The sequence below is a fragment of the Gluconobacter albidus genome, from assembly GCF_002723915.1.
GTDB classification, from domain to species: Bacteria; Pseudomonadota; Alphaproteobacteria; order Acetobacterales; family Acetobacteraceae; genus Gluconobacter; species Gluconobacter albidus.
In genome coordinates, this window is the sequence record NZ_BEWL01000003.1 from 48,521 (window position 1) to 73,478 (window position 24,958).

Consider the following 24,958-nt stretch of genomic DNA (forward strand, 5'->3'; position numbering starts at 1 on the left):
GTTACTCCGCCTTTCCCGCAGGAGCTGCAGGAGGCGCTTCATGCGGCGCCACCTTTGCACCCGGCTGCACTTTCTGCAGACCGCTTACGATCACCTTCTCGCCTTCCTTCAGCCCGTCCGAGACGAGCCAGGACTCGCCGACCGTCCGCAGGACCTGAATGGAACGCTGGCTGACCTTGTTCTCGCCATCCACGACCATGACGTAGGGATTGCCCTTGGCATCCCGCGCAACTGCAACCTGCGGCACCAGCATACCGTGCGGATCAATGCCTTCCTGAATATGGGCATTCACAAACATGCCCGGCAGCAGCAGATGATCCGGGTTCGGGAAAACGGCGCGCATGACAAGCGTTCCGGTCGCCGGATCCACCGTGACTTCGGAAAGCTGGAGCTTGCCACGCACCGGATATTCGGTGTTGTCTTCAAGACGCAGGCCTACCGCCGCCGCATCCGTGCCATTCCGCTCGAGCTGCCCGTCTGCCAGTTCACGCTTCAGGCGCAGCATGTCGGTAGCAGCCAGATTGACGTCCACGTAAATCGGATCAAGCCGTGTCACAACTGCGACCGGCTGGGTCTGCCCCGCCGTCAGAAGCGCACCAGCGGTATAAAGCGTGCGGCCAATACGCCCGCTGATGGGCGCACGAACATGGGTGTAATTCAGGTTGACGGCTGCCGCTTCCAGCGCTGCCTTCGCCTGTGCCACCTGGGCCTCGGCCTCACGCGCCGTTGCCAGCGTATTGTCGAAGTCCTGTGAACTCACGGCATGAGCCGCCACCAGCGGACGATACCGCTTGAGCTGCCCGTTCGCCCGCGCTGCCACGGCCTGTGCGTTCAGAAGCTGTGCTTTCGCCTGATCGTAAGCTGCCTGATACGGCGCGATGTAGATCTGGAAAAGCTGCTGTCCGGCCTTGACGTCCGCACCCTGTTCGAAATCACGCGAGACAATGACACCATTCACCTGCGGACGGATCTGCGCCTGCTCATAGGCATCCGTCCGTCCGGGCAGGGACGTCTCAAGCGTGACCGGCTGCGTCTTCAGCGTCACCACATCAACAGGCTGGGGCGGCATCTGGGGAGGGGGCGTTTTTTTCTGACACCCTGCCACCAGCAGCGGGAGTGCCAGAAGCGGCACCAGAAAACTGCCCCTCCCACCCCACGAACCAACCGGAGACAGGGCAGCAGAACAATTCAACGATATTTTCTGAAAAGAAGGCATGATACGGCCGCTATCCTGTGATACAGAAACCCGCTAGTTTCCCGCGAGGACGGAAACTAGCGGGTTTCTTTGACAGACGTCAATTCGGTCTGTGAAATAATATCGGAGTTCATCTTGCCCAGTCAGTCGAGCAGCCAGTCCGAAGACCGGAAACAGTCCTGCTGTGGCCGCCCAGCGCAGCTCGACGAAGCGGAAAGACGCAACCGGATTCTCGACGCTGCCAGTTCGGTCCTGATCACCCATGGCTATCACGCCACGTCGATGGACAGCATCGCGTCCTGCTCGGGAATGTCCAAGAAAACCCTCTACCAGTTTTTCGACTCCAAACAGGTCCTGTTCGAAACACTGATCCTCGAACGCCTGTTCGCCCCCATAAATTATACGCCGGCCCCCACGGATTCCATGGAAAAACAGCTTCTGGGCCTGATGACCAGTATTGCTGCCTGCATGTTCTGTGATGAACGTTTGAGCCTGCTCCGCTCCGTCATTACGGAAACGAGCCGCAATCCCGCAGTCCGGCAACTGGTCGCAGACCTGTTTCAGCTCTCGGGACGGGTCCTGCCCATCCAGAACTGGATGGCTATCCAGTCCGAAGCAGGCAGACTGGACATTCCCGATATTACGGAGGCGTCGGACCTTCTTTTCGGAATGACGCTCGGCGGCCCGACGCTGGGGCGCCTCACACATTGCAAACCGAGCCGTTCAAAAGAAAAGCTCGAAGAATTCATGGCTTACGGCATCAGGGTTTTTCTGGAAGGGCATCGCCCTGTCACCCCTCCCCTGAACAGACACTAGCCACCAGCAGAAACAGGGGGCGTCACAGCACCGTCTCTGCTCCCCGTCAGCAACCTGAAAACACCCTCCGACGGTGTCCCCGCCATCATCGTCCCAAACCGGTCCTGAAGACTTCTGAGCGTCTGCTGATCCTGCGCCCTGGATGCATCTCCCCCTACCCGGAGAATGAGAGCCTGCTGGTCAGGAGAGAGTGGCGCCTTCGCCGTTTCGCCATTCCCCGTAAGCGCGTCCAGCATGGGGGTCAGTGCCTCCACCGCCCGGGACCACTCTCCCGCCTTTTCCGCCATCTGGGCCCGCAGCGTCCAGGCCCGCGGATCCCGAATGGTGGCAAGTTCTCCCGCGGCCTCATCCGAACGATGATCGGCCAGCGCAATCTGCGCGCGCAGAAGCGCAACCTCCACGGACTGGCTGCTGCTGCCTCCCGGCAGAGCCAGCGCAGCATCAGGAGAGCCTTCGGCAAACGCCGAAAGATCCTGCCGGGCCGCTTTGGCATCTCCCATGTCGAGCTCAAGCCTGGACAGCCGGATGCGGACAGCCATGCCCTGCGCGCCACCCTGAATGTCCACAAGCTTCCTCAGAGCGTCCCGCTCCTGATCCGGCAGCCCCATGGCTTCGTAACGACGCGCCAGACCGTCGAAGATATCCCGCTGTAACGACCCATTCCCTGAAGCTTCGGCCAGCGCGTCCTTCAGAAAGGCCACTTCATTCAGAGCCTGACTCCCATCTGCAGAGACAGTCTCTGCCATCCGCCGTATAATATCCTTCTTCTGCACTTCAACATCGGTCATATCCTCAGGATACAATCGGTTCCATTCCTGAACTGCCGTCGCAGCAGCGGCGAGATTCCCCCCCCTCATCAGTGCCTCGATCTGCAGAAGACGGGCACTTTTTTCCCTGCCTGCAATCCGAAGAGCCGGCAGGATGCCATCAACCTGATCGGCGACAGCCTGCGGGGACAGCGTTTTCTTCTCCAGCGCCTGCCGAAGAAGCGCTTCCCTTGCCACCGGCCAGACCAACGGCGATGTTTCACGTGAGAGCGCTTTCAGCTTCTCTTCTGCATCCGGCGCATCCCGACGAGCCGCCAGAAGCGCTTTTGCCAGAGCCACCTGCGGTCCCTCAGGAAGCTGACCGAGAATTTTCGTCGCGCTTTCATTACCATAACGCGCGACCCACTGGGCTGCAGGCGGCAGAAGACGGTCCCGCAAAGGCGCTGCATACGCCTGAAGAACAGGTAGCCCTGTCGCAATCAGGTCTGCCGTATGATTACGGTCGCTTTCCACAGACCCGGACGCGCTCTGCCCAACCCGGCTGGCGGATGGCATAAGCATACGCATCATTCCACGCCAGAGCTGATCTTCAGGAGTGCTGCCTCCGTCCTCGGTCAGATAGGATGAAACTTCGCGCTGGTTCAGCACGGCCGATATCTGTTGCAGGCGGCGCGTCTCAGGTTTTTCTGCGCCTTCAGGCCAGTCCTCCAAGGCCACCTGCATGACCTCTCCCAGAAGCGGTCCATTCCCGGCGCGTGCCGCCGCCTGCGCAACCCGCATGCGCGCCTCGAACCGATCAGCCGATGGGGCCAGGGCTGCGGCAGCCACACTCCGTCTGAGGGCCTCGCGAAGCTCTTGCGGGGTTCCGCCTCCCAGACTGACACCACTTAGAGACGATCCATAAGGCTGAAGCCGGTTGGAAGCCATCAGGGGGAAACTGTCCGGCCCCATCGTATCCAGAACCAGCCTTCCTGCCGCCTGACGCAGTTCAATATCATCAGAATCGGCCGCCACCACCACCCCCATCAGACTGCTTCGAACCGAAAATCCGGTTCCCTGACGGCGCATGGGCTGCCCGATGCGTCCAGAGCGCGTCATTCCAAGCAGAAGCCTCCGACCCGAGGACGGATCATCCAATGCAACAACCTGAGGCAGTCCTTCCTGCACAGGCGGCATGAACGTCAGTGCGTTTCCGTCCTGCCCCAGAAGCATATCGGCCTGAGGCTTCACATCGGGGGCGACAGATACCGTCCATCCCGCTCCAACCGGACGCAGGACCGGATCACGATCAGTAGACACCCCAATGGTGATAACCGTTACGTCTGGAAGAAGTCTGCTGGACACTGACGTGAAAGGCCCGACCCCGGACAGGCCTGCCGTATCGAGAGCATGCCGTCCGGCCGCTACAAGCACGATATTCTGCCCGTTTCGAAAGGCTGCAACAGGCGTCAGTTCTCCAAGCGGCAGCCAGAGCCCGGTCGCGTCGGGAACCTGCATGGGTGTTGCGGGAGACGCATTGACAACCTGCGGGCGAGGTTCGGACACCGGAGCGGAATTCGCCGAAATCCGTTTCTCCTGCACAGCTTTTTCCGGATGCGGGAAAAGGGGCGCAGGATCGTTCAGAAACAACCATCCAGCAGGCAGCAGCTTGTCGTCTGGTGCCGGTCCGGCATGGGTTTCCCCTCCTCCTCCGGGTTTTACACTGGAGGCCCTGGTCTGTGCGGCCACCGCCGTTCCAAGCGATGACAGCCCCAGAACTGCAGCCAGGATTACCCTTTTCATCCGTTGCCGCCGATCCGGGCAGCGGGTCGCGCGTGGGAGTTCGCAAGAAGCTGGGTCGCCAGGATGGCACGCTGAGGCGACATTGCTTCCATGATGGCCGAAGCCTTTCGCGGGTTCATCCTGTTCAGCAGCGCCACTCCAACACGCAGGTCTAGGATATTAAAGATCGCGGCTGCATCCTCCGGTCGCATCGCCTGATAGATCTTGACGAGGCGATCCGCATCATCGTTCCGGAGCTGATCAGTGTGCTGTTCGGTGCTTTCAAGTGCGGTCCGGGAATTCTCAAGCGCAGTCATGCGACGTTGCAACTCTTCCTCCGCAGCATCAACAAGACGCTGGCGGTCATTCAGCGCTGTATCCCGTCGATCCAGTTCTTTCTCCCGCGAGGCGAGTTGTTCCGCAAGCGCAGGATCGGCAGGCTGAGCCAAGGCAGGCACATTTGCGGGTGCAGGCCCCTTGCATCCCCCTTTGGCACACAAATCGTCAACCTTCGGAGATGCCGCAACCGCAGAAGAGGGGGTGTCAGCAGCTTTGGGAAGTTCAACCGGCGTAGGCGCAGATACCGGTGCGACGGGTTGGGGCTGGGCCATGGCAACAGCCGTCAGAGCAGACGAGGAGCTGTCGGTGTCTCCCATAAGATCGCCCGCAATCGCGTAGACCTTGACCCCGAGAAGAACAATCATCAGGCCGCAGGCCAGATGCAGAAGACGGAAAAACATGTCCGGTTATCCCTGCTTCTGACGTAACGCGCGGAGAAGTTCACGCTCGGCAGCGCTTTTGCTGCCACTGGGCTTCATGGTCCGCACCTCATCCGGCTTCAGGCGAAGCGCCGAGCGGAAGGACGTTTCTTCAGGTATTTCTTCAATCCGAGGCGCTGCCTTTGCTGCAACGCGACCAGCGGGCAGCAGCGATTCCAGCTGCTGGGCGAGGGTCTCCGAGCGGTCACACAGCATGGCCAGATCCCGTTTCAGACTTTTCCCGGATTCGACCGTCTTTCCCAGAGCACGGCCTACGAGTTCCGTCGTCTGGCGCAGATGGTCAATGCCGGACTGAGCCTGGGCACTGCTGGACTGAAGGCTGGAGATCAGGGCATCGAGCTGCCCACGGTCCCGCCGCAGCACGGACAGTGCGCGGCCCAGATACAGGCTGTAAAAAATGGTCACCAGGAGCAGGACTGAAAGGGCAATCTCGATCCCAAGCTGAAATCTATCCATGAAATATGCTCCGGTCAGCTATAGGATGTGGCACGATCCGTGCCGGGTTTCTGGTTGAGGACTTCTTCAATCTTGACGGCCACCTGTCCCTGCTTTCGTCCAACACGTCCCTTGAAAAGGGCATGTTCGCCACAGCGCAGGGTGACGAGAGCATCCGGATTTCGACGCAGGACCAGTTGATCGCCGGGGGCGAGCTTCATGATCTCTTTGAGGTTCACGGTCTGCTCTTCCAGAACGGCATCAAGGGTCAGATCCGTGCGCCAGAGTTCCTGTGCCAGGTGGCTTTCCCACATCCCGTCATGGCCGAATTTCTCACCCATGAACTGCTGAAGCAGAATGTCCCGGACCGGCTCGAGCGTGGCGTGCGGCAGCACAACGTCCACGTCCCCACCCCGACCTTCCATATCGATACCAAAACGTGCGGTAACAACGCCGTTTCCAGCGCGACAGATCATTGCGAAACGCGAGTTCATTTCGAGACGCTCGAAATGAAAATTAACCGCACAGAGCGGGCTGAAGCTTGTTTCCAGATCATCGAGAATGATCCTGACCATAGGCTCGATCAGGGCGCGTTCAATGGCGGTGTGGTGCCGCCCTGTCTGTCGGGCAGCGGTCGGACCGTCGCTGCGGACGTGGCCTCCGAGAAGTGCGTCGACGATGCTGTAGATCAGAGAAGAGCTCAGAACGAGAATACCGTAATTGTCCCATTCTTCCGCCTTGAAGACCGCGAACATGGCCTGGCCCGGAACGTTTTCGAGATAATCTCCAAAGCGCTGGGAACCCAGCCGGTCCATGGACGCTTCAACATTGTCGCTGGTAAAATTGCGCAGGCTCGTCGTCAGAATCCGGGTGAAACGGTCAAAGACCACTTCGAGCATAGGTAGCCGCTCGGACGATATGCCAGACGTACTGACCACGCGCTCGATACCACTGCTGTTCGAAGGACCGCTGACTGCGGAATCCTTGCCAAAAAAGCTGTCGATTTCGGCCTGGCTGAGGACGTGATCATTGTCGGCCCCAAAACCGGCCATACCGTTTCCGGCGAGCGGAAAGGCAGCCTCAGGCATGCCGGTATCCTGATCCGCAAACGTGGTGTCGGCCTGTCGGTCGTCGGTCACTGCACCAGCACCTCTACGAAAAAGAGATCCCTGACCCGGAGGGGCGCCACGATGTTGGTGATCTGCGCCAGCATTGTTTCCCTGAGTCGGTAAATGCCGCTTCCGGAAAGCTCGGAGGGCTGCATACCGTGCAGACAGGTCTGGAAAGCGTCCTGGATCTGAGGCATCAGGGCGGCGACATTCTCGGCGTTTTTGCCGTCTTCAACTTCAAGCCGCGCGCCGATCCGGACATATCGCGTCCGCTCAGACCCCGAATCAAGATTGGAGAGAATGGTCGGGATGGTGATGGTCGTCCATTTCACGGGCTGGGCAGCAGTCTTGGTGGCCGGGGTTGCCGCGTGATGAAAATGCTTCCATGCAAAGGCTCCACCGCCAGCCAGAAGCAGGCATGCCAGCACTGCAAGGATGATGATCTTGCGCTTACCCCCCTTCTCGACCGGGGTTTCGTTTTCCGGAGTCTCCGTCGTCACCGTTCGTCTGCCTTCTCTTTCGGACAGCGCTCATCATCTGCGTAAAAGATTAACAGTGGGTTTATGATGCTCAGGAAAAGGCAAGTCTTCCTTCAGACGGGAACCATGTTTCTGAGCCTCGTGGCCCTTGCAGGCTGTGCGTCCCAGCGTTCTCCCTACAACCGGTATTATTCCTCAAGCGGGGCCTACCGCGCACCCGGCCCGGCCGGAGATCCCTGGCGGCCCTATATCCTGCAGGCCGCCAGCCGGTTTTCGATTCCGCAGGACTGGATCCGGGCTGTCATCCATCAGGAATCGGGCGGTCACCAGTTTCTGGACGGGCGGCCCATCACCTCCCATTCCGGTGCGATGGGGCTGATGCAGCTCATGCCCCAGACCTATGCTGACATGCGCGCGCGGTATGGCTTGCGGGCCGATCCTTACGAGCCGCATGACAACATCATGGCAGGGACCGGCTATATCAGTATCCTTGCCCGGAAATACGGCGCACCGGCCTTTCTGGCGGCTTACAATGCCGGTCCGCAGCGACTGGAAGAGTATCTCTCCGAAGGGCGACAGCTTCCCAACGAAACCGTTAATTACGTTGCGAGCATCACCCCCCATCTGGGTACGCAGATTGCCCTGACAGGCCCTCTGGCCGCCTATGCCAGCGCCGATCAGCTGAATGCATCGCAGTCCGGAGCCTCTTATGCCGGACTGCCCGCAACCCAGACCGCTCCGGCGCCCGTCATGACGGCATCGCGCAGTGTCGGACAGGTCTGGGCCAGCCGACACGTCACGAGTGCTGCCGCCCAGACACCGATTACAGGACCGATCGCCGCCCCCAGCGCCGTGCCCTGCAATCCGGATGACGCCTACGATCCAGACGTGCCCTGCGCCGTCCAGCCCGCGGGCGAATCACAGCTTCCTCCCCCGTCCGCCACAGCCACGTCCCGACCGCTTCCTCCCCCTCCAGTCATGCCGTCACCGCATACATTGCCGGTTCAGCCTACGGAATCGAGAACAGTGGTCGTGGGCTATCACCGGCCGGGAAGCTATGGGTCCTGGGCCGTTCAGGTGGGAGCGTTTGGCAGTATCGGACAGGCCAAATTCGCCGCTACCATGGCACGGCAGGCAGCCTTCACACCGCTTCAGTCTGCCCGAATCGAAGTCCATCCCACACCGAGCCACGGCACCACGGTCTGGCGCGCGCGTCTGACGGGCATCAGCCGGGTGGGAGCCGCGGAAGCCTGTTCAACTCTTTCCGGACAGGGAATGGCCTGCATGGCCGTTCCGCCGGGGCATTGAAGGCACAGTCGGCAGCCAGTTTCGGCCATGCCAGCAATCCGCGTTGGCAATGCGGCGACTTTCGCTTATGTTCCCATGCATGAGACACATAGCTGCCGCGCATGAAGCGTAGGCCCTTCCCGCCGCCGCTCGTCACGCCCCTTCAGCCTCACCGACACCTTTCCCGACGACTTTTCAGGACGCGCAGATGACGACAAGCCCGGCTCCCGATCATACCCCCACCCACCATGCAGGGGCCATCAGCGAGGAAGGCTATCACAAGGATCTCGGCCGCCGTCACGTCCAGATGATCGCCATTGGTGGCGCCATCGGTACGGGACTGTTCCTTGGGGCGGGTTCACGCCTTCAGATGGCTGGTCCCTCTCTTGCGATCATCTATGCGGTCTGCGGCGTCTTTTCGTTCCTGATCCTGCGCGCCCTGGGCGAACTGGTCATGTATCGTCCGACCAGCGGCAGCTTCGTGACCTATGCGCGCGAGTTTCTCGGGGAGCGCGCGGCCTATATGGCAGGCTGGCTGTCCTTCCTGAACTGGGCCATGACCGGCATCGTCGATATCACGGCTGTCGCCCTGTACATGCATTACTGGGCGGTTTTCCTCCCGGTTCCGCAGTGGGCTTTCGCACTCGTGGCGCTGGCGATCGTCGGCACCATGAACATGATCGGCGTGCGCTATTTCGGCGAAATGGAGTTCTGGTTCTCCCTCATCAAGGTAGTGGCTCTGGCGCTGTTCCTCGTCGCAGGCGCTCTCATTCTCGGCATTCGCATGCCAGTCGCCGGGCATACGACCGGCTTTCACCTGATTACCGAAAACGGCGGCATCTTCCCGCACGGGCTGTTTTCGGCGCTCATGCTGCTTCAGGGGGTGGTGTTCGCCTATTCCGGCATCGAACTGCTGGGCACGGCGGCAGGTGAATGCGAGGACGCCCGCGAAATTCTCCCGCGTGCCATTAACAGCGTGATCTGGCGTATCGCCCTGTTCTATGTGGGGTCCGTCATCCTGCTGGTCTGCCTGCTGCCCTGGACCGAATATCACGCGGGCATCAGCCCGTTCGTGACGTTCTTTCAGGCACTCGGCATTCCGGGCATTGGCACCATCATGAACATCGTGGTGCTGACGGCCGCGCTCTCCAGCCTCAATTCGGGCCTGTATTCCACAGGGCGTGTGCTACGCGCCCTCGCCCTTGGCGGCTCCGGCCCGAAGGCTCTGGGCAAGCTGAACAAGAGCTCTGTCCCCTATGTCGGCATTCTCACCACACTGGCCGTGTATCTGGTGGGCGTGATGCTGAACTACCTCATCCCGTCGCGCGTCTTTGAAATTGTTCTGAATTTCTCGGCGCTGGGCATCATCAGCACATGGGGTTTCATCCTGCTGTGTCAGCTCCGCCTGCGGGCCGCGATCAATCGCGGTGACATCATGCCGACGGGCTTCAACATGCCGGGCGCGCCTTATACGACATGGGCGACCCTCGGTTTTCTGGGCTTCGTTCTGGTCATGATGGCTTTCGACTACCCGGACGGCACGATCACAATCGGCGCCATCCCGCTGATCGGCGCCGTGCTGATCGGGGGCTGGTGCCTGCTGGACCGCAGCCGCCGCCACGGCTGACCCCGTTTTTCCGGCTTCCGGCACAAAAAAGGGCGCTCCACGGAGCGCCCTTTTTCATGTCCGCATGATGCGACGTCTTACTTTGTCCGGCCCAGTTCGGACCACAGATAAGCGTAGCTGAGTGCCTGCGTCTGGGCGATTTCCTTCTGGCTGGCCCCGAAACCATGACCGCCCGCGACCTGCTCCCAGTAATAATAGGGGAGTTTAAGCTCGCTCATCCGCCATGCAAAACGCCGCGCATGAACGGGACCGACGCGATCATCCTTCGTCGTCGTCTCGATGAACGGCACGGGATATTTCACATCGGGCCTGAGGTTCTGAAGCGGCGAAATTCCGCGCAGGAATGCCTTCTGCTCAGGGATGGAGACCGTTCCATATTCCCCGACCCACGACGCCCCAGCGGACATGTGTTCATAGTTCATCATGTCCAGAAGCGGCACTTCGATATCGACGGCCTTCCAAAAATCCGGATGCTGCGTGAACTCGACACCCATCAGCAGACCGCCATTGGAACCGCCCTGAATCGCCAGATGCTGAGGCGAGGTTACCTTCCGGTCCATCAGGTCCTTCGCCACGGCTGCAAAGTCGTCATAAATCCGCTGGCGATTGGTCTTGAGACCGGCATCGTGCCAGGCCGGCCCAAATTCGCCGCCGCCGCGGATATTTGCCAGAACATAAACCCCGCCGCGCGACAGCCAGTTATTGCCGATCCCTGCCGAATAGAACGGGAAAAGCGGTACTTCAAACCCGCCATAAGCATAAAGCAGCGTCGGGTTGGTCCCATCCAGTGTCATGTCCCGACGGTGGACGATGAAATACGGGATGCTGGTGCCATCCTTCGAGCGAACCTCCTGCTGCTCCACCGCCATCTTCGAGGCGTCGAACTGCGCTGGCAGCGTATGGAGCTTCTGGACCGATGCCGTATCACTGTTGATCTCCCACAACGTGGTCGGGCTCAGGAAACCGCTGGAGACGGCATAGGCCACCGGGCTGTCCTCGTCGACACTGGCCAGACCCACCGACATGTTCTCCGGCAGAGGCAGATCCCGGTGCGTGAAGGCCGCGCCCGTGGGCGTGTAGATCGAGACCTTGCCCCGCACATTGTCGTACAGCGTGACGATCAGATGGCCATGGCTCGTGGACACTTCCTCAATCATCTGACGGCCCGTCGGCGCAACCAGAAGCTGGGGTGCGACCTTTGCCGCAGCCGGATCGACCAGCACCACGCTCCCCTGCGGGAAGGACTGCGCCCCGACCTTCCAGTCTTCCTTGAGCTGAACCACCAGGCGGCCATTGAACAGCCCGGCGACATCCGCCTTCAGGGGAATGGCGACCTGCGTCACCTGACCGTCCCGATACAGGAACAGCTTCGATGAAAACGCATCCAGACCTTCGCGAATCAGCATGACCTGGTGTCCTGCGCCGTCATGCAGCACTTCCGGCCCGACTTCGACGTCCTTCCGGTTTCCGGTGAAGACCGTCTGCGCCTGATCGAGGGACTGGCCGCGCTTGAGAAGCTTCACGATGTACGGATAGGAGGATTCCGTCACATCTGAAGACGTCCAGGGATAGCTGACCAGAAGCGTGTCACGGTCCAGCCAGCTTGAATCCTGCTTGGCATGCGGAAGGTTGAACCCGCCCTCGACGAATTTTCCAGTCCGCAGATCGAATTCCCGAACGGTCTTGGCATCTTCGCCACCATCGGAAAGATGGAGCAGGCAGAGATTCTGCTGGCTGTGCAGGCAGTCCACTCCGCCATAAACCCAGTTGCGCTTTTCCTTCGCCGCCAGCGCATCCAGATCCAGTGCGACGGTCCATTCCGGATGATCGGTCGCATAGGAATCCGGCGTCGTCCGGCGCAGGACGCCCCGCAGGTGTCGGTCATCACGCCAGAAATTGTAGATCATCCCGTCGATCTGGATGGGGGATGCAAGACGGTCATGCGTCTGAAGCAGTTTCAGAGACGTCGCATACAGACTCTGGTAAAGCGGGCCATGCCCCAGAAGGCGCAGGGTACGGTCGTTCTGATCCTTCACCCAGGCCATCGCCTGCGCGCCATTGATATCGCTCAGCCAGGCGGGAATGGTGTCGGGCACATCCGCCGCATGAAGCGGCGTGAACATGCTGCCAGTCAGCAGAGCGGCCAGACCGGCACGGCGGAAACTGCGGAAAACTGTCACTGTAACAATACCTTCTGATTGTTTCAGAAGGAAACTGTCATTCCACCAGCGAAACCGCAAGTGTCGCCCCCGCAGGCGGCAGCCAGACCAGACAGGTCGTGCCCTTGCCCGGCGCGCTCGCAATCCGCAGACGGCCGCCATGCCGGTCCAGAATATGCCGCACGATGGACAGACCCAAGCCCGTCCCCTGCCCGGCTCCATCAGTCGGCGCACCCACACGATAGAAACGCTCAGTCAGGCGCGGCAGATGATGGGCTTCCATCCCGCAGCCATTGTCCTCGATCCCGAGAATGACGCCCCCATCCGCAGGCCACCGATCATCGGGGATGACGGCGCGCCGGGCCGACAATGTGATGGTCAGGCGCTCATCCTCCCTTGCACCATAGCGCAGGGCATTTTCGATCAGGTTGAGCAGCACCTGCACCATCTCGTCCTCGTCGGCCCGCACCATGAGGTCGTCTTCGACTTCCAGGGTCAACGTACGTCCTTCCTGTTCAAAACGCGGCGCGACCTCCCCAAGCACGACGGCCATCAGATCCGCGACATCCACCAGATCGCGGGGACGCTGATGCTCATGCGCCTGAACGCGCGACAAATACAGAAGGCGGTCGATCAGCCGTTTCAGCCGCTCGGACTGCTGTCGCATAATGTCGAGAAACTGCCGCCGCATGACCGGATTTTCCCCGGCCGCCCCCTGCAACGCGTCGATGAATCCGCTCAGCGATGCCAGCGGCGTGCGCAGCTCGTGGCTTGCATGCGCCACGAAGTCCGTTCGCATCCGGTCCGCAGCCCGGGCCTCGCTATGATCGTTCAGTACGACCAGAACACGCTTGTCCTGGCCTTTGCCGCCCGGAAGACGGCGCAGCATCAGATGAAGCGTCCGCGGAACCGGCACATCGAGCGTGAAGGTCGTGGAGCAGACGGGCGGAAGTTCACTCCGACTACCCCCCTCCGCCGTGCCGGACGGTACCGGAACGCGCAGAGCCGCCGACAGGGCCGAGCGGGCCGCCGGATGACGCAGGATCGCGCCCACCGTCTCCCCGAACTGGGACGCCGCTGCCTCATTGACCTGCACGATGGCCCCGAGCCCGTCCAGCACCACGGCGCAGGCAGGAAGCGGATCGACCGGCAGATCAGCCGGAGACACGGGCTTCAGATAGTCGTCAGGAGGTGAGGTCGGAACGCGCGGCTGTCGCAGCAGGAGCCAGACTGCCAATATCCATCCCGCGAGCGCCACACAGACGAGGACCATGCCGACCTGCAACGGCAGCGTATCTGCTACAGGCGGAAGGCCCCCTCCCGGCAGTGCTCCGGAAAGCGCTCCTGCCGGCACCCGTCAGGCGCCGTCCGTCGTCGGGCCATCATCCAGCGCGTAGCCGGCCGCGCGCACGGTCCGCACCAGATCGACCTCGCCCGGCCCGTTGATGGCCTTGCGCAGACGCCGGATATGGACGTCGATCGTCCGGATCTCGACATGGATGTTCTGCCCCCAGATCCGGCGCAGCAGATCCTCGCGGGAAAACACCTTGCGCGGATTGCGGATCAGCAGGTCCAGCAGGCGATATTCCGTCGGCCCCAGAGACAGCATCCGACCGCCACGCTCCACGCGGTGCGTCTCAGGGTCGAGCGTGATGTCCGCGAAGGACAGACGGTCATAGGAAGACTGGTGCCGCCGCAGCAGGGCGCGCAGACGTGCATCGAGCGTATCGACGCTGCACGGCTTCATCAGATAATCGTCCGCACCCGTGTCCAGCCCACGGATCGCATCCTGCTCGGCCGAACGCGCCGTCAGCAGCAGAACCGGCACGTCGCGCAGGGCAGGATTGGCCCGGATGCGACGGCACACATCCAGTCCGGACAGACCCGGAAGCATCCAGTCCAGAACAACGGCGTCAGGGCGCGATGTCTCAAGCGCCAGAAGCGCCGCTTCTCCATCTTCTGCCGTCTCGACGCGGTAGCCGCGCTGTTCGAGATTATAGCAGGTCATCAGCAGCAGGGCCGGATCATCCTCGACGAGAAGAACAAGTCCCTTGGCGCGCGCGGGGGATGGGGCCTTCACCGGACGTCCGGCTCCTGCATCGTTTCCGCCACTGTCAGAGCCGAGGCCGGCCCACCGCGCGGCCGCAGGGACGGCAGATTGTCGCCCGTCACGGCGTAAAAGACGCGCTCGGCGATATTGGTCGCATGATCGCCGATCCGCTCAAGGTTCTTGGCGATGAACAGCAGTTCCGTGCAGGCGCGGATGTTGCGGGCATCTTCCATCATGTACGTGACGAGTTCACGGAACAGGGCCGTGTAGTATTCGTCTACCGCACGGTCCGAGTGCCAGACTTCCATGGCCCGGTTGGAATCCTGCTGTGTGATCGCATCAATCGAACGGCGCAGGTTTTCCTGCACCAGACGCCCCATGCTGCGCAGCCCCGAGAGCGAAATCTGGTTTTCCGGCATCCGGATTCGCAGCGAACGGCGCGCAATGGAGGAAGCGTAATCGCCGATCCGCTCCAGATCGCCCGTGATTTTCAGGGCCGCCACGATTTCGCGCAGATCGCCCGCCATGGGGCTTCGCAGTGCCAGAAGACGGATCGCGAGGCTCTCGACCTCACGTTCGAGCTGGTCCACTTCCGGGTCCTGACGCGCCGCCGCATCGGCGGCTTCCTCGTTGCGGTCCGCAATGGCGGACAGCGCGAGGGCGACCTGATTTTCCACGATGCCGCCCATCTGCGCCATCATGGAGCGGAGCTGGCCCAGCTCCTGTTCGTAGCTTTTGACGATATGGGATCTGTCAGCCATGACGCGTTATCCAAACCTGCCGGTGATGTAGTCCTGGGTCTGCTGCTGCTTCGGATTGGTGAACATCCGGTCCGCGCTGTCCACTTCGATCAGACGCCCCATGTAAAAGAACGCCACCTGATCCGCACAGCGTGCAGCCTGCTGCATGTTGTGGGTCACGATCGCAATCGTGAATTCTTCCTTGAGTTCGTCAAGCAGTTCTTCGATACGCGCCGTGGAGATCGGGTCCAGAGCCGAGGTCGGTTCGTCGAGCAGCAGGACTTCCGGGCGCGTCGCAATGGAGCGCGCAATGCACAGACGCTGCTGCTGGCCGCCCGAAAGGCCGGAAGCCGGAGCATTCAGACGGTCACGGACTTCGTTCCAAAGCGCCACGCGGGTCAGGACGTCCTGAACGCGCGCATCCATATCCGCCTTGTTCATTTTCTCATGCAGACGCACGCCAAACGCGATGTTGTCATAGATGGACATCGGAAACGGCGTCGGCTTCTGGAACACCATGCCCACGCGTGCGCGCAGGATGTTCAGGTCCAGATCGTGATCCAGAATATTGCGCCCGTCGAACATCACCTCACCGGTCGCGCGCTGGCCGGGGTACAGGTCGTACATGCGGTTAAAAATCCGCAGCAGCGTCGATTTACCACAGCCACTCGGCCCGATCATGGCCGTCACGCGGCGGGCCGGAAAATCCACCGAAATGTCGTGCAGGGCGTGGTTTTCGCCATAATAGAAATTCAGGTTGCGGACAGCCAGCGCCACTTCAGGGCTCTTCGCCACCTGCGGATCAGTCTTGGTCATCATGGAATCCTGTGTCATCCCCTGCAGTGTTCCCGGGGTCATCCGCGTCGCGCCGAGACGCGGACGGCAATATTGATGGCCAGCACACCCATCGTGACCAGCAGCGCACCGGCCCAGGCAAGCTGTACCCAGTCTTCATAGGACGCGCCGGCATACTGGTAGATCGTCACCGGCAGGCTCGCCATCGGGCGGGTGAGGCTGAAAGACCAGTTCTGGTTGCCCAGCGACGTAAACAGCAGCGGCGCCGTCTCGCCACTCACACGGGCCAGCGCCAGCAGGATGCCCGTCAGCACGCCCGTCTTGGCGGAGCGCAGGCACAGCGAAAGCGTGACCCGCCAGCGTGTCGCACCCAGAGCTGCGCCCGCTTCGCGCATGGCGGTCGGGACGAGACGCAGCATGTCTTCGGTCGTGCGGACAATGATCGGCACGGCCAGAATGGCCAGTGCAACGGACCCGGCCAGCGCGGAAAAGTGGCCGAATGGCGCGACCATGACCTGATAGACGAACAGACCGACCAGAATGGACGGCACCGACATCAGCACGTCCGAGACGAACCGGACGCAGGATGCGAATTTGTTGGTGTCCGTGCCATATTCCGAAAGATAGATGCCGCACCCAAGCCCCAGCGGCGTCGCCATCAGCAACGCCATAAACGTCTGGATCAGACTGCCGACAATGGCGTTTGCCAGACCGGACGACGAGCCCGGCGGCCCCATCGGCTTCATGATCGCAGCAGCGGACAGCCCGGCAAGCCCGCGGGACAGGAGGGTCCAGAGAATGGATGCCAGAACCAGCACCAGAATGCCGGCCATGACCATCCCGAAAGCGGTCGCCACATGATCGGCGCTCCGACGGCGGGCGGCACGGGGATTGGGCTTCCAGCCGTTGGTGGAAACGACGGTATCGCTCATTTCGTATTCCCCCGCAGCATCCGAGCCAGCGCCAGACTGGCGAATGACAGCAGCATCAGGATGAAGCCCAGCGCCAGCAGCGCGGAAAGGCGCAGCGAGCCGGCCGGACTTTCCGGAAACTGAAGAGCGATCAGGGACGCAACCGTGCTGCGCGGCGCAAACAGCGACCAGCCGACAGCCGTGACGTTACCGATCACAAAGGTTACGGCCATGGTCTCGCCCAGGGCACGGCCCATGCCGAGCACGATCGCACCGATCATGCCCGAGCGGGACCACGGCACCACGACTTTCCACATCACATCCCAGCGCGTGGCGCCAAGGCCATAGGCGCTTTCACGCAGCATGTTGGGCATAGCGGCAAAAACGTCGCGCATCACAGCCGTCATGAAAGGGGCGATCATCACGGCCAGCACCAGACCTGCCGTCATGAGGCCCGTTCCGAACGGCGCGCCGTGAATGATGAATTTAATGCCCGGAACATGCTTGAAATGATGCGTCAGGAAAGGCTGGACCGTCCGCGCCATGAAGGGGACGATCGTGAAAAAGCCCCACATACCGAAAATGATCGAGGGAACCGCAGCCAGAAGCTGCACGGCCGTTCCAACGATCGCCGCAATCCGGGGCGGCGCCATCGCTGTCAGCCAGAACGCCGTACCAAAGGCCAGTGGCAGCGCAATCGCCACGCCGATCAGCGTGCTGACGATCGTTCCGAACAGCGGCGCCCAAGCGCCATAAAGATCGGCGACCGGATTCCAGACATCGTGAAACGCAAATCCGAGACCAAAGGTCCGAAAGGCCTGGCTGCCCCCAATGCCCATGAGGACCACGAGGCCGCCCAGCACCACCAGGACCAGCAGCGCCGAAGCCGCCACCAGAAAGTGGAAGGCAGTATCAGGCCCGCTGCGGCGGCTTCCACTTCTGGAAGCACCGGCCGTATCGCGGGCCTCTTCGGACGGCGTGGCTGTGGCAAGGGTCATGCGTGAGAAGCTCTGACTTGAAAAACGGGCATTATCCGGCAGCCGCAGCCACCACATCAGTGCATTAGCCCTCCTGTCAGGGAAGAACAACCGGAACAGGAACGACACCGGATGAAAGATTTATGTCATCACCGCCCCAGATACCCGAAACAGGCCTTGCCAAACCTTGGGAAAAGCCGGGGATGAGAGCCTGTCCTAAAACCGAAAACCATCAGGTCAGAAATGGAAAGCCCTTCAAAGGAACCACCCTGCGGATAACACGTTTGAGACACTGACAGCCCCGCATCATAGCGGAGTGCCAAGATATCTCAGCGGTTATGAGGGCTCCCAAAACGGGCCTCAGACCAATGCTCAGGAGTATTCCCATGGTTTCCAGAACAGACCGTCACGTGACGCAGAACAACACTGCGGACAACACCAAGAATGTTTCCATCGAAACGCTCAACGCACGCCTGTCGGACCTGATTGATCTGGCACTGATCACCAAACAGGCACACTGGAACCTCAAAGGACCGCAGTTCATCGGGGTCCATGAAATGCTTGATGGCTTCCGCACCAGCATCGACGGTTATTCGGATACCGTTGCCGAACGTGCCGTACAGCTTGGCGGAACAGCACTCGGAACCGTGCAGGACGTGTCCAAGAACAGCGCCTGCACGCCCTATCCGAACAACATCTACCGCGTCGCCGATCATCTCGCGGCCCTGATCGACCGCTATGCGACCGTTGCGAACAACGTGCGTGAGTCGATCAAGACAACGGACGAAGCGGGCGATGACGATACGGCCGACATCTTCACGGAAGTTTCGCGCGGCCTCGACAAGCATCTCTGGTTCCTTGAAGCCCATGTTCAGGAACCGACCGGCGAGATGCGTGATGGCGACCACAAGGGCAGCCGCGGCTGATCCGAACGGCTTCACCGGAAAACACAGAACGCCCCGCAGGCCTCCTGCGGGGCGTTCTGACGTTCAGAGACAGTGTTCGAGATGTTCCAGAGCGAAGGCCAGATCGGTTTTCGTGTAACCCAGACCGGTCCCCTCTGAACGTAGTTCAGACACGGGAGGCAGGAGCGCTGTCGGATCAGGAACATTCTGGCCCGTTTCCGAAGACAGCAGCTCTGTCATTCTCCTGAAGTCCTGAAGCTGCAATGGCTGCGATGCGGAATTCGGCCCCTGCTGGACGAGCCAGTTTTTCGTCATTTCCCTAAGGTTGCCCCATTCCCTCTCGCCATCGGCAGAGACCGGCGCTGACAGAGCTGCGTGCGTGGCTTGGGCAAGGTTGAGGATATCGGCATTCGTGAGCAGAGCCGGGCGGGAGAAGGCGTCTTTCCTGCACACCCAGCCGCCTAACACCGCCGTCAGGGCTGACGCGGCCTCATGCGCAACCCCGGCCGTTTTCTCCACCCCAGGAATATGTAAATCCTCCCAAACAGACCGCGCGCAGTCGCAGACAGAGCAAGACCCCTGCCAGAATGCAGACCCTGCATCGGTTTAACTCTTAATTATTCCGCGTCTATTAGCAGAACATTGTTAACAAGATAATAATTGGATTCCGCACCGGGTCAGGGTCTGTGTATCTTTATGATCTGACTGACCAGATCATCGTAGCGGTCCAGATACGCAGTCAGGCAGAGTTCAGCTTCGGCATAGCGGCGGGCTTCCTGCCCCAGTCGGCGCGCGCTGCGACGGTCCTCCAGAAGCTGGAGCGTTGTCTCGGCAATTGCGGCTGAGTCCAGAAACGGTACCAGACGGCCTGTAACGTCATGCGTGATGAATTCCCTGACCGGTGCCGTGTCACTTCCGATGATCGGGCATCCTGTCGCCATGGCTTCGCGCAGGGACCAGGACGCAACGAACGGATAGGTCAGATACAGATGGGCGTCGGACCGCCGCAGCAGGGCCCGGAAATCATCGTACTCGACCTTGCCGACAAAATGCACGCGATCAAGGTCCAGCTTGCCTTCCAGTTCGCGGAGCATGAACTCGCGCCAGCTTCCACCTCCGGGAGGGAGCGTGCCGTAGCTAACTTTGTCTCCGCCTACGAGAATGATCTGGGCGTCCCTGCGTTCGGCCAGAATGCGGGGCAGTGCGCGCATGACGACGTGAAAACCGCGATAAGGCTCAAGGTCGCGGGCGACATAGGTGACGAGGGCATCTTTCGGCGTGATCCGTACCCCGTTGATGACAAGATTGCGCCGTCTGGCCTGGGGTTCGGGGGAGCATAGGTCCAGATTGACGCCTTCCCGCAGCAGCGAGATCTTTTCCTGCGCCCATGCCGGATAAGTGCCGAGCTGAAACTGCGTCGGGCTCTGGCCGTATCCGTTTTTCAGACAAAGAGCCTGCAGATTGATCGAATTCTTGACCCTTACCGCGGCCGCCAGTTCCGGCGAAGGCGGGAATTCCGGGTCGAACCCCACGTCATTCTGATCTGCGTGGTAGAAAAACTCGAAATACCCGAGAATCGGGCAGTCGGGAAAAACGTCGCCCAGATTGAGCAGTTCGCCCCAGCCGTGATGTCCAACGATGATATCCGGCTCATAGCCCAGCCCCTTGAGCGTGCGGGCCGCGGTTGCGACGGCTTCGGCACGGAGCAGGCCGTATTCGAACTCCCTCAGATGAGGGTGTGTCTCCATCGAAGGCAGACGCGGCACGCGGTAGATGGCGCGTCTGACGCCGGGAATATGGTTGTTGTTCGCCTCCGAAATGAAGACGATCTCATGATCCTGCGCGAGAAGATGACGGACAAAATGCAGGAACTGTCCCGGGAAATTCTGATGGACGAAGAGATAACGCACGACGTCTCCGGAGCGACTGGAAGCCTCCGTGAAGTCCTGTTCGCGCACGGAGAAGACAGCAGATGGCGGCAGTTTTCAAAGAATCCGGGGAAGAAAATCCTTCTCCCCGGTTACTGTGTCAGACCTGAACGGTTCAGGAGGCCGTGACGGATTTGCGCTTTCTGGGTGCGGCAGGCTTGGCCGGGGCCTGAGCCGCTTTTGCAGCGCGGGCCTTCGGGGCGGCCTTTGCAGGGGCTGCCGGTTTCGGAGCATCTTCTCCTTCAGGCACGATCTCAAGCAGGAAGGCTTCCAGAGGTGCGAGGCTCTCTGCCTCAAGCGCTTCGGAGCCATCCACGGGGCCAAGGCGCGTCCCGTCTATGAAAGACGCCGTAAGACGGATCCTGAGCTTCTTTGCAGACTCGCCCTTCAGGCGGACGCGCAGCCCAAGGATCGGCAGCGCCATGCCACGCGAGCCGCAATACTGCCCCCCTTCCGCCCAGGGAGACAGCCAGCCTTTGCCCAGAACCGCCTGATATTCGATATCCGACGCAGGGATGCCCTTCTCGGGAGCAATGCTGAAACCCTCGATCCAGCCCTGACTGCCCGGGATTCCCATCCAGTGCCCGATACCGCTCGTAACGTCGCCACGACGCTGGATATGCGCGGAAATGTCCTTCGAAGCCGCCTCAGTCACGGGTGCAGCCACGGGTTCAGGGACTTTGACTGCCGGGGGAACGGGAGCAGCATCCGGAACGACCGTCTGCGCCGGAGCTGTAGCCACAGGGCCCGCAAGCTGTGCGACCTGCAGGCGCGGCGCGGCGTGAGCGCTGCCCGGTTCCTGATAGGTCGTCACAAGAACGGCGGCCGGACCACGCATGACCCGGACGAGAGCCGCGCCGTTGGAACCGCCGATCCAGCCATCCTCTTCGAAGGTGCTGACGGTCACAATCCCGGGAGGCGTTCCCGGCGCGCGTGAAATCCTGACGCCCGGCAGCCCGGCGGGGCCGGCAGGGGCCTGACCGGCTGCATGGAAAATGCAGAAAATCCCTGCATCCAGCACCATCATATGTGCACCGGCCTTGAGGTCGATGACCCGGTTCTGTCGTGGTGCTTCGGCGGCGTTAGACATTCCCTACTCCCAATTGCATCCGTTCTTGCGGGCAATAATACTGGTATGTTTCATGAACTGTCACGAATGGTCGTCACAGTTATGAGCGGTATCCCGACGATGTGTTGCAACAGCCTTCGACAAATACCGGTTCCTGTTTGAACAGCATAATGGACTGTTTCGTTAGAAAAGGTAAACCACCCCTCACCGGGCGTCGCTCCATCGTCTGAGCAACAGCATGGCAAGCTGAAATGGGGGTATCCCGAGTGGTACGGCCAGACCGGTCCCGCTGCGATTGACCCGTTCTCCCTGCGCCCCCAGATCAAAACAGACAGCCTCCAGACCGCCGCGCCAGATCTGGCCCAGAGCGTAACACCAGGTCTCGGGCGCGATAGAGGGGATCAGCCCGACATCCGGCTGCTGCTGACGGATCAGCTCCTGCACTTCGTCCTCGCGATATTCCCCCGTCACCCGCACCCCGAGCGCCATCAGGGCATCGTCGTCATGCGTATGTCCGACCAGCGAGAGTTCGATCGACAGGTGGTGCATCTGGATTTCCGCCGCCAGTGCGAGCAGCGTGTCATATCCCTTCCACTGGCTGATCCCGCCCACGACGCAAACCCGGAGCGGCTGCCCATAAGCGGCGCGATGGTCTGTCCGGATAGACCTGTAAAGCGCGGTGTCGTCTTCCAGCGCCACAGCCGCGATCGTCAGGCCGGGAAAATGCCGCCGGATCCGGCGCACGGTGTCCTCACAAGGCGCCATGAGGCGACGGGCACTGGACAGTTCCCGCCCTGAACGGGCCACCAGTTCAGAGACCGGAATATCTTCCCCAAGATAGCTACCCCAGCGCGTCACACACTGTTCACATCCCGCGATGTCGGGCTCACCGCAGTAACGGCCTTCTCCATCGCAAAGCGAAATGCGCGGGCAGAACCAGACGTGATCGTGAATGAACACGTCATACGGCACGCCCAGCCTTTCATGCAGCGTCCTGATGCAGGGCGCATGACCGATCAAATGATGCCATTCGATGGCTTCAACACGCACGGCCCGGAGCACGTCCAGCAACAGCGGCAGTTCATCGGGAAGGCGGAATTTAAGGTTGGGGAAACGCCTGTCGTCCAGAGCATCTTCCAGGCGGCACCCCTGTTCATGAGGGCGCAGTGCAAGTGCAAAGCCGCCCCCGGCATCATACATTTCGGACCGCTCACGGACCACGCGCCCCACACCGCCCCCGGCATCATGCTGCACCATCAGGAGGGCGACCCTGTTCCCGGCCAGACGGATCAGACGGGCGATATCCAGCCTGCGTCGTATGTCGTGCAGCGGGTCGGCGTCGATAAAGCGCTGCACCAGCCAGTCATAGCCCGGATGCAGGGCGTTGAGGATTTTCAGGTTGCGGGCGCCGAGAGACTTCCGGGCCGTCCCGAATGACGCCGATCCGACATGGGCGACAAACAGCTCAGGCGCGGCGATATGCCGGAACCCCTTCGCAGAGGCCCGAAGACAGAAATCGTTTTCCTCGCCATAGCCCTGCGCAAACAGATCTTCCCGGAACAGGCCGGCCTCGGCCAGACACTCCGCAGAAATCGCCATACAGAATCCGTGAGCCGTCGGCAGTTCCAGCCCGTCGCGGGATGACGCATCTTCGCGTCTGAACGTCGCCTGACACAGCCGGTCCAGCGCGCGCATCTCCGCAAGCGACGGAACCGGATTGGGACGGTCCACGGCGGGATAGGACAGGATCGTCGCATCATTGGACAGGGGGGTAACTGTCCCGACATCCGTAAAGGCCAGCCTTGCCCGCAGGCGCTCGACCCAGCCTGCGGGAACGAGCGTATCGCTGTTGAGCAGGAGAATATCCCGCCCCTGAGCCGCCCTCATGCCGTCATTGGCGGAAATCGGAAAACCCCGGTTCTGAGCGTGACGGATCAGCGTAATCCGGCCCTGCTCCGCCAGTTGATCGAGCTCCCGCGCCAGAAGGGGTTCGGGAGTGGCATCGTCCACGACGATCACCGACACATCGTCCGGACATGTCGCCAGGACGGTGCGCAGACAGGCCATCGTCCGGCGTAGATCCGCGTAAACCGGGATTACGACCGCGCAGCCTGGGCTGATGCGGGGATGACGCAGGCGCGCCTTCCAGACCCTGACCTTCACGGGGCGCAGCCGGGCCGGAAGAGTGCCGGGGCGCCCTGAAAGCAGTTGCCCCACGCGCGGGTCCACCGGCGCACCCGTCAGAAGACGCCCGTTTTCGTCCCGCAAATCCAGCGGACCAGCATCCTTTTCGGGAAGACGGCTGGCAGGGACGTGAAAGACCCTCGTGCGAGCCAGAGGAATGTCGCTGTCCACGTCCTCCGACAGTGCTTCGGCCCGGGCGGTGGAGCCATCCCAGAGAAGGATCCGAGGGCTGTATTCAGGCTCAGCCGGACTCCAGATCCAGCCATTCAAGCCATCCCCGACAGCCTCGACAAAGGATTCACACCGCGTCAGAGCGGCAATATCCAGCGGACTGCCCAGAACATGCCGGCGACCGGCCCTGATTTCCAGAAAGCGTGCCGAGCGCCAGCCTTCCGGAAGGTCGTATGTACCCCCTCCCGTCCCCTGAAGGCGCTCCCGCCCGTCCAGAAACAGCCTGAACGGTCGGGATGTCCCGACGAAAACAGTGCCCGTATTGGACGCCGTCATCCAGCCCGGACGCCCTGCCTCAGACGCGATCTGTCTGGCCAGAGGATGCGTCTGAGGCGTTGCGTGAAAGCGCGACAGGGCGTCCTGCATCCGAGATGTGGCGTCGTCCATGCGCTGGAGCCGCACAAGGCAGATAACTTCCAGAAACGCCGCTTCCCGCAGACCGAAATCCTGCCGCAGATTTTCCATCCGCACCAGACAGTCCGTAATGCGCCCAGCAGACAGGCAGGCCAGACCCACAGACCACTTCAGATTGGGATTATGCCGCGACATTCGCTCGGCCCGTTCCAGCCAGAACAGCCCGAGGGACGTATTGCCCACCTGAAGGGCGGCCTGCCCTCGTGCGAAAGCATCCTGCGCCCGGCGGCTCATGGCCTCGCGCCACCGGCGCCTGTCTTCCGCGCTGACAGTCCGGCCGAACCCCGCGAAAGAGGCTCCCGGTTTCCGTCCGCTGGACACGGGACGATCAGAAGCCACG

Annotated in this window: 21 protein-coding genes; 4 read left to right on the plus strand and 17 right to left on the minus strand. The window is 61.3% G+C overall.

The annotated features are described in order from the left end of the window. Position 1: 1 nt before the first annotated feature. Positions 2–1,216, minus strand: coding sequence for an efflux RND transporter periplasmic adaptor subunit (locus GAL01_RS05325; protein ID WP_062028641.1), 1,215 nt, complete (start codon positions 1,214–1,216; stop codon positions 2–4). Between the two features lie 114 nt (positions 1,217–1,330). Here GAL01_RS05325 and GAL01_RS05330 point away from each other — a divergent pair, with 114 nt between their 5' ends. Continuing rightward, positions 1,331–2,011 carry a TetR/AcrR family transcriptional regulator gene (locus GAL01_RS05330; protein ID WP_231865260.1) on the plus strand — a complete coding sequence of 227 codons (681 nt, stop codon included), beginning with the start codon at positions 1,331–1,333 and terminating at the stop codon, positions 2,009–2,011. On the opposite strand, the gene GAL01_RS05335 is transcribed toward GAL01_RS05330, so the two are convergent. The 5 genes from GAL01_RS05335 to GAL01_RS05355 are packed head-to-tail and all read right to left on the minus strand — an operon-like array spanning position 2,008 to position 7,362. Beyond that, entirely contained in the window at positions 2,008–4,560 is a 2,553-nt protein-coding gene (locus GAL01_RS05335) for a tetratricopeptide repeat protein (protein ID WP_062028643.1), read from the minus strand. The two genes, GAL01_RS05330 and GAL01_RS05335, sit on opposite strands and share 4 nt — an antisense overlap. After that, positions 4,557–5,279 carry a MotE family protein gene (locus tag GAL01_RS05340; protein WP_062028645.1) on the minus strand — a complete coding sequence of 241 codons (723 nt, stop codon included), beginning with the start codon at positions 5,277–5,279 and terminating at the stop codon, positions 4,557–4,559. The genes GAL01_RS05335 and GAL01_RS05340 overlap by 4 nt, the downstream gene beginning before the upstream one ends. A 6-nt stretch (positions 5,280–5,285) precedes the next feature. Continuing rightward, positions 5,286–5,774, minus strand: a complete 489-nt coding sequence (locus GAL01_RS05345; protein ID WP_062028648.1) for a DUF6468 domain-containing protein — start codon at positions 5,772–5,774, stop codon at positions 5,286–5,288. 14 nt (positions 5,775–5,788) lie between these two features. Continuing rightward, entirely contained in the window at positions 5,789–6,892 is a 1,104-nt protein-coding gene (gene fliM, locus GAL01_RS05350; protein WP_077803401.1) for a flagellar motor switch protein FliM, read from the minus strand. Further along, positions 6,889–7,362 (minus strand): flagellar basal body-associated FliL family protein, encoded by a 474-nt coding sequence (locus tag GAL01_RS05355; RefSeq protein ID WP_062028650.1) that lies wholly within the window; start codon positions 7,360–7,362, stop codon positions 6,889–6,891. Before GAL01_RS05355 ends, fliM begins: the two co-directional genes overlap by 4 nt. Positions 7,363–7,425: 63 nt before the next feature. On the opposite strand from GAL01_RS05355, the gene GAL01_RS05360 reads away from it, so the two are divergent. Next, positions 7,426–8,649 carry a lytic transglycosylase domain-containing protein gene (locus GAL01_RS05360; protein WP_062028652.1) on the plus strand — a complete coding sequence of 408 codons (1,224 nt, stop codon included), beginning with the start codon at positions 7,426–7,428 and terminating at the stop codon, positions 8,647–8,649. A gap of 187 nt (positions 8,650–8,836) precedes the next feature. Next, positions 8,837–10,255, plus strand: a complete 1,419-nt coding sequence (locus GAL01_RS05365) for an amino acid permease (protein WP_062028654.1) — start codon at positions 8,837–8,839, stop codon at positions 10,253–10,255. A 77-nt stretch (positions 10,256–10,332) separates the two neighbouring features. On the opposite strand, the gene GAL01_RS05370 is transcribed toward GAL01_RS05365, so the two are convergent. Genes GAL01_RS05370 through pstC form a run of 7 tightly spaced genes read right to left on the minus strand, consistent with a single transcriptional unit; the run spans position 10,333 to position 17,908 of the window. Beyond that, positions 10,333–12,435 (minus strand): prolyl oligopeptidase family serine peptidase, encoded by a 2,103-nt coding sequence (locus tag GAL01_RS05370; RefSeq protein WP_231865261.1) that lies wholly within the window; start codon positions 12,433–12,435, stop codon positions 10,333–10,335. 37 nt (positions 12,436–12,472) lie between these two features. After that, entirely contained in the window at positions 12,473–13,768 is a 1,296-nt protein-coding gene (locus GAL01_RS05375) for a sensor histidine kinase (protein ID WP_255308572.1), read from the minus strand. A gap of 3 nt (positions 13,769–13,771) precedes the next feature. Beyond that, the gene (locus GAL01_RS05380) at positions 13,772–14,494 is read right to left on the minus strand and encodes a response regulator (RefSeq protein WP_062026990.1); all 723 of its coding nucleotides are present in this window, start codon (positions 14,492–14,494) and stop codon (positions 13,772–13,774) included. Further along, complete coding sequence (gene phoU, locus GAL01_RS05385; protein ID WP_062026988.1) at positions 14,491–15,225, minus strand: phosphate signaling complex protein PhoU; 735 nt, start codon at positions 15,223–15,225, stop codon at positions 14,491–14,493. Before phoU ends, GAL01_RS05380 begins: the two co-directional genes overlap by 4 nt. 6 nt (positions 15,226–15,231) lie before the next feature. Continuing rightward, positions 15,232–16,020 (minus strand): phosphate ABC transporter ATP-binding protein PstB, encoded by a 789-nt coding sequence (pstB, locus tag GAL01_RS05390; RefSeq protein ID WP_062108136.1) that lies wholly within the window; start codon positions 16,018–16,020, stop codon positions 15,232–15,234. A 38-nt stretch (positions 16,021–16,058) separates the two neighbouring features. Next, positions 16,059–16,931 (minus strand): phosphate ABC transporter permease PstA, encoded by an 873-nt coding sequence (pstA, locus tag GAL01_RS05395; RefSeq protein ID WP_062108080.1) that lies wholly within the window; start codon positions 16,929–16,931, stop codon positions 16,059–16,061. Beyond that, entirely contained in the window at positions 16,928–17,908 is a 981-nt protein-coding gene (gene pstC / locus GAL01_RS05400) for a phosphate ABC transporter permease subunit PstC (RefSeq protein WP_062027847.1), read from the minus strand. Before pstC ends, pstA begins: the two co-directional genes overlap by 4 nt. A gap of 365 nt (positions 17,909–18,273) precedes the next feature. Here pstC and dps point away from each other — a divergent pair, with 365 nt between their 5' ends. Then, a complete protein-coding gene (gene dps, locus GAL01_RS05405; protein WP_062027843.1) occupies positions 18,274–18,813 on the plus strand; it encodes a DNA starvation/stationary phase protection protein Dps in 540 nt (179 codons plus the stop codon). A gap of 63 nt (positions 18,814–18,876) precedes the next feature. Here the strand turns inward: dps and GAL01_RS05410 are convergent, their stop codons facing one another. The 4 genes from GAL01_RS05410 to GAL01_RS05425 form a co-directional block, all read right to left on the minus strand. After that, positions 18,877–19,311 carry a hypothetical protein gene (locus GAL01_RS05410; RefSeq protein WP_062027841.1) on the minus strand — a complete coding sequence of 145 codons (435 nt, stop codon included), beginning with the start codon at positions 19,309–19,311 and terminating at the stop codon, positions 18,877–18,879. A 158-nt stretch (positions 19,312–19,469) separates the two neighbouring features. After that, positions 19,470–20,702 carry a glycosyltransferase family 4 protein gene (locus tag GAL01_RS05415; RefSeq protein ID WP_062027839.1) on the minus strand — a complete coding sequence of 411 codons (1,233 nt, stop codon included), beginning with the start codon at positions 20,700–20,702 and terminating at the stop codon, positions 19,470–19,472. A 133-nt stretch (positions 20,703–20,835) separates the two neighbouring features. Beyond that, the gene (locus GAL01_RS05420; RefSeq protein WP_062027836.1) at positions 20,836–21,810 is read right to left on the minus strand and encodes a hypothetical protein; all 975 of its coding nucleotides are present in this window, start codon (positions 21,808–21,810) and stop codon (positions 20,836–20,838) included. Positions 21,811–21,993: 183 nt separating this feature from the next. Further along, positions 21,994–24,957: a glycosyltransferase gene (locus GAL01_RS05425; RefSeq protein WP_231865232.1), complete on the minus strand. Its 2,964-nt coding sequence runs from the start codon at positions 24,955–24,957 to the stop codon at positions 21,994–21,996. Between the last annotated feature and the right edge of the window lies 1 nt (position 24,958).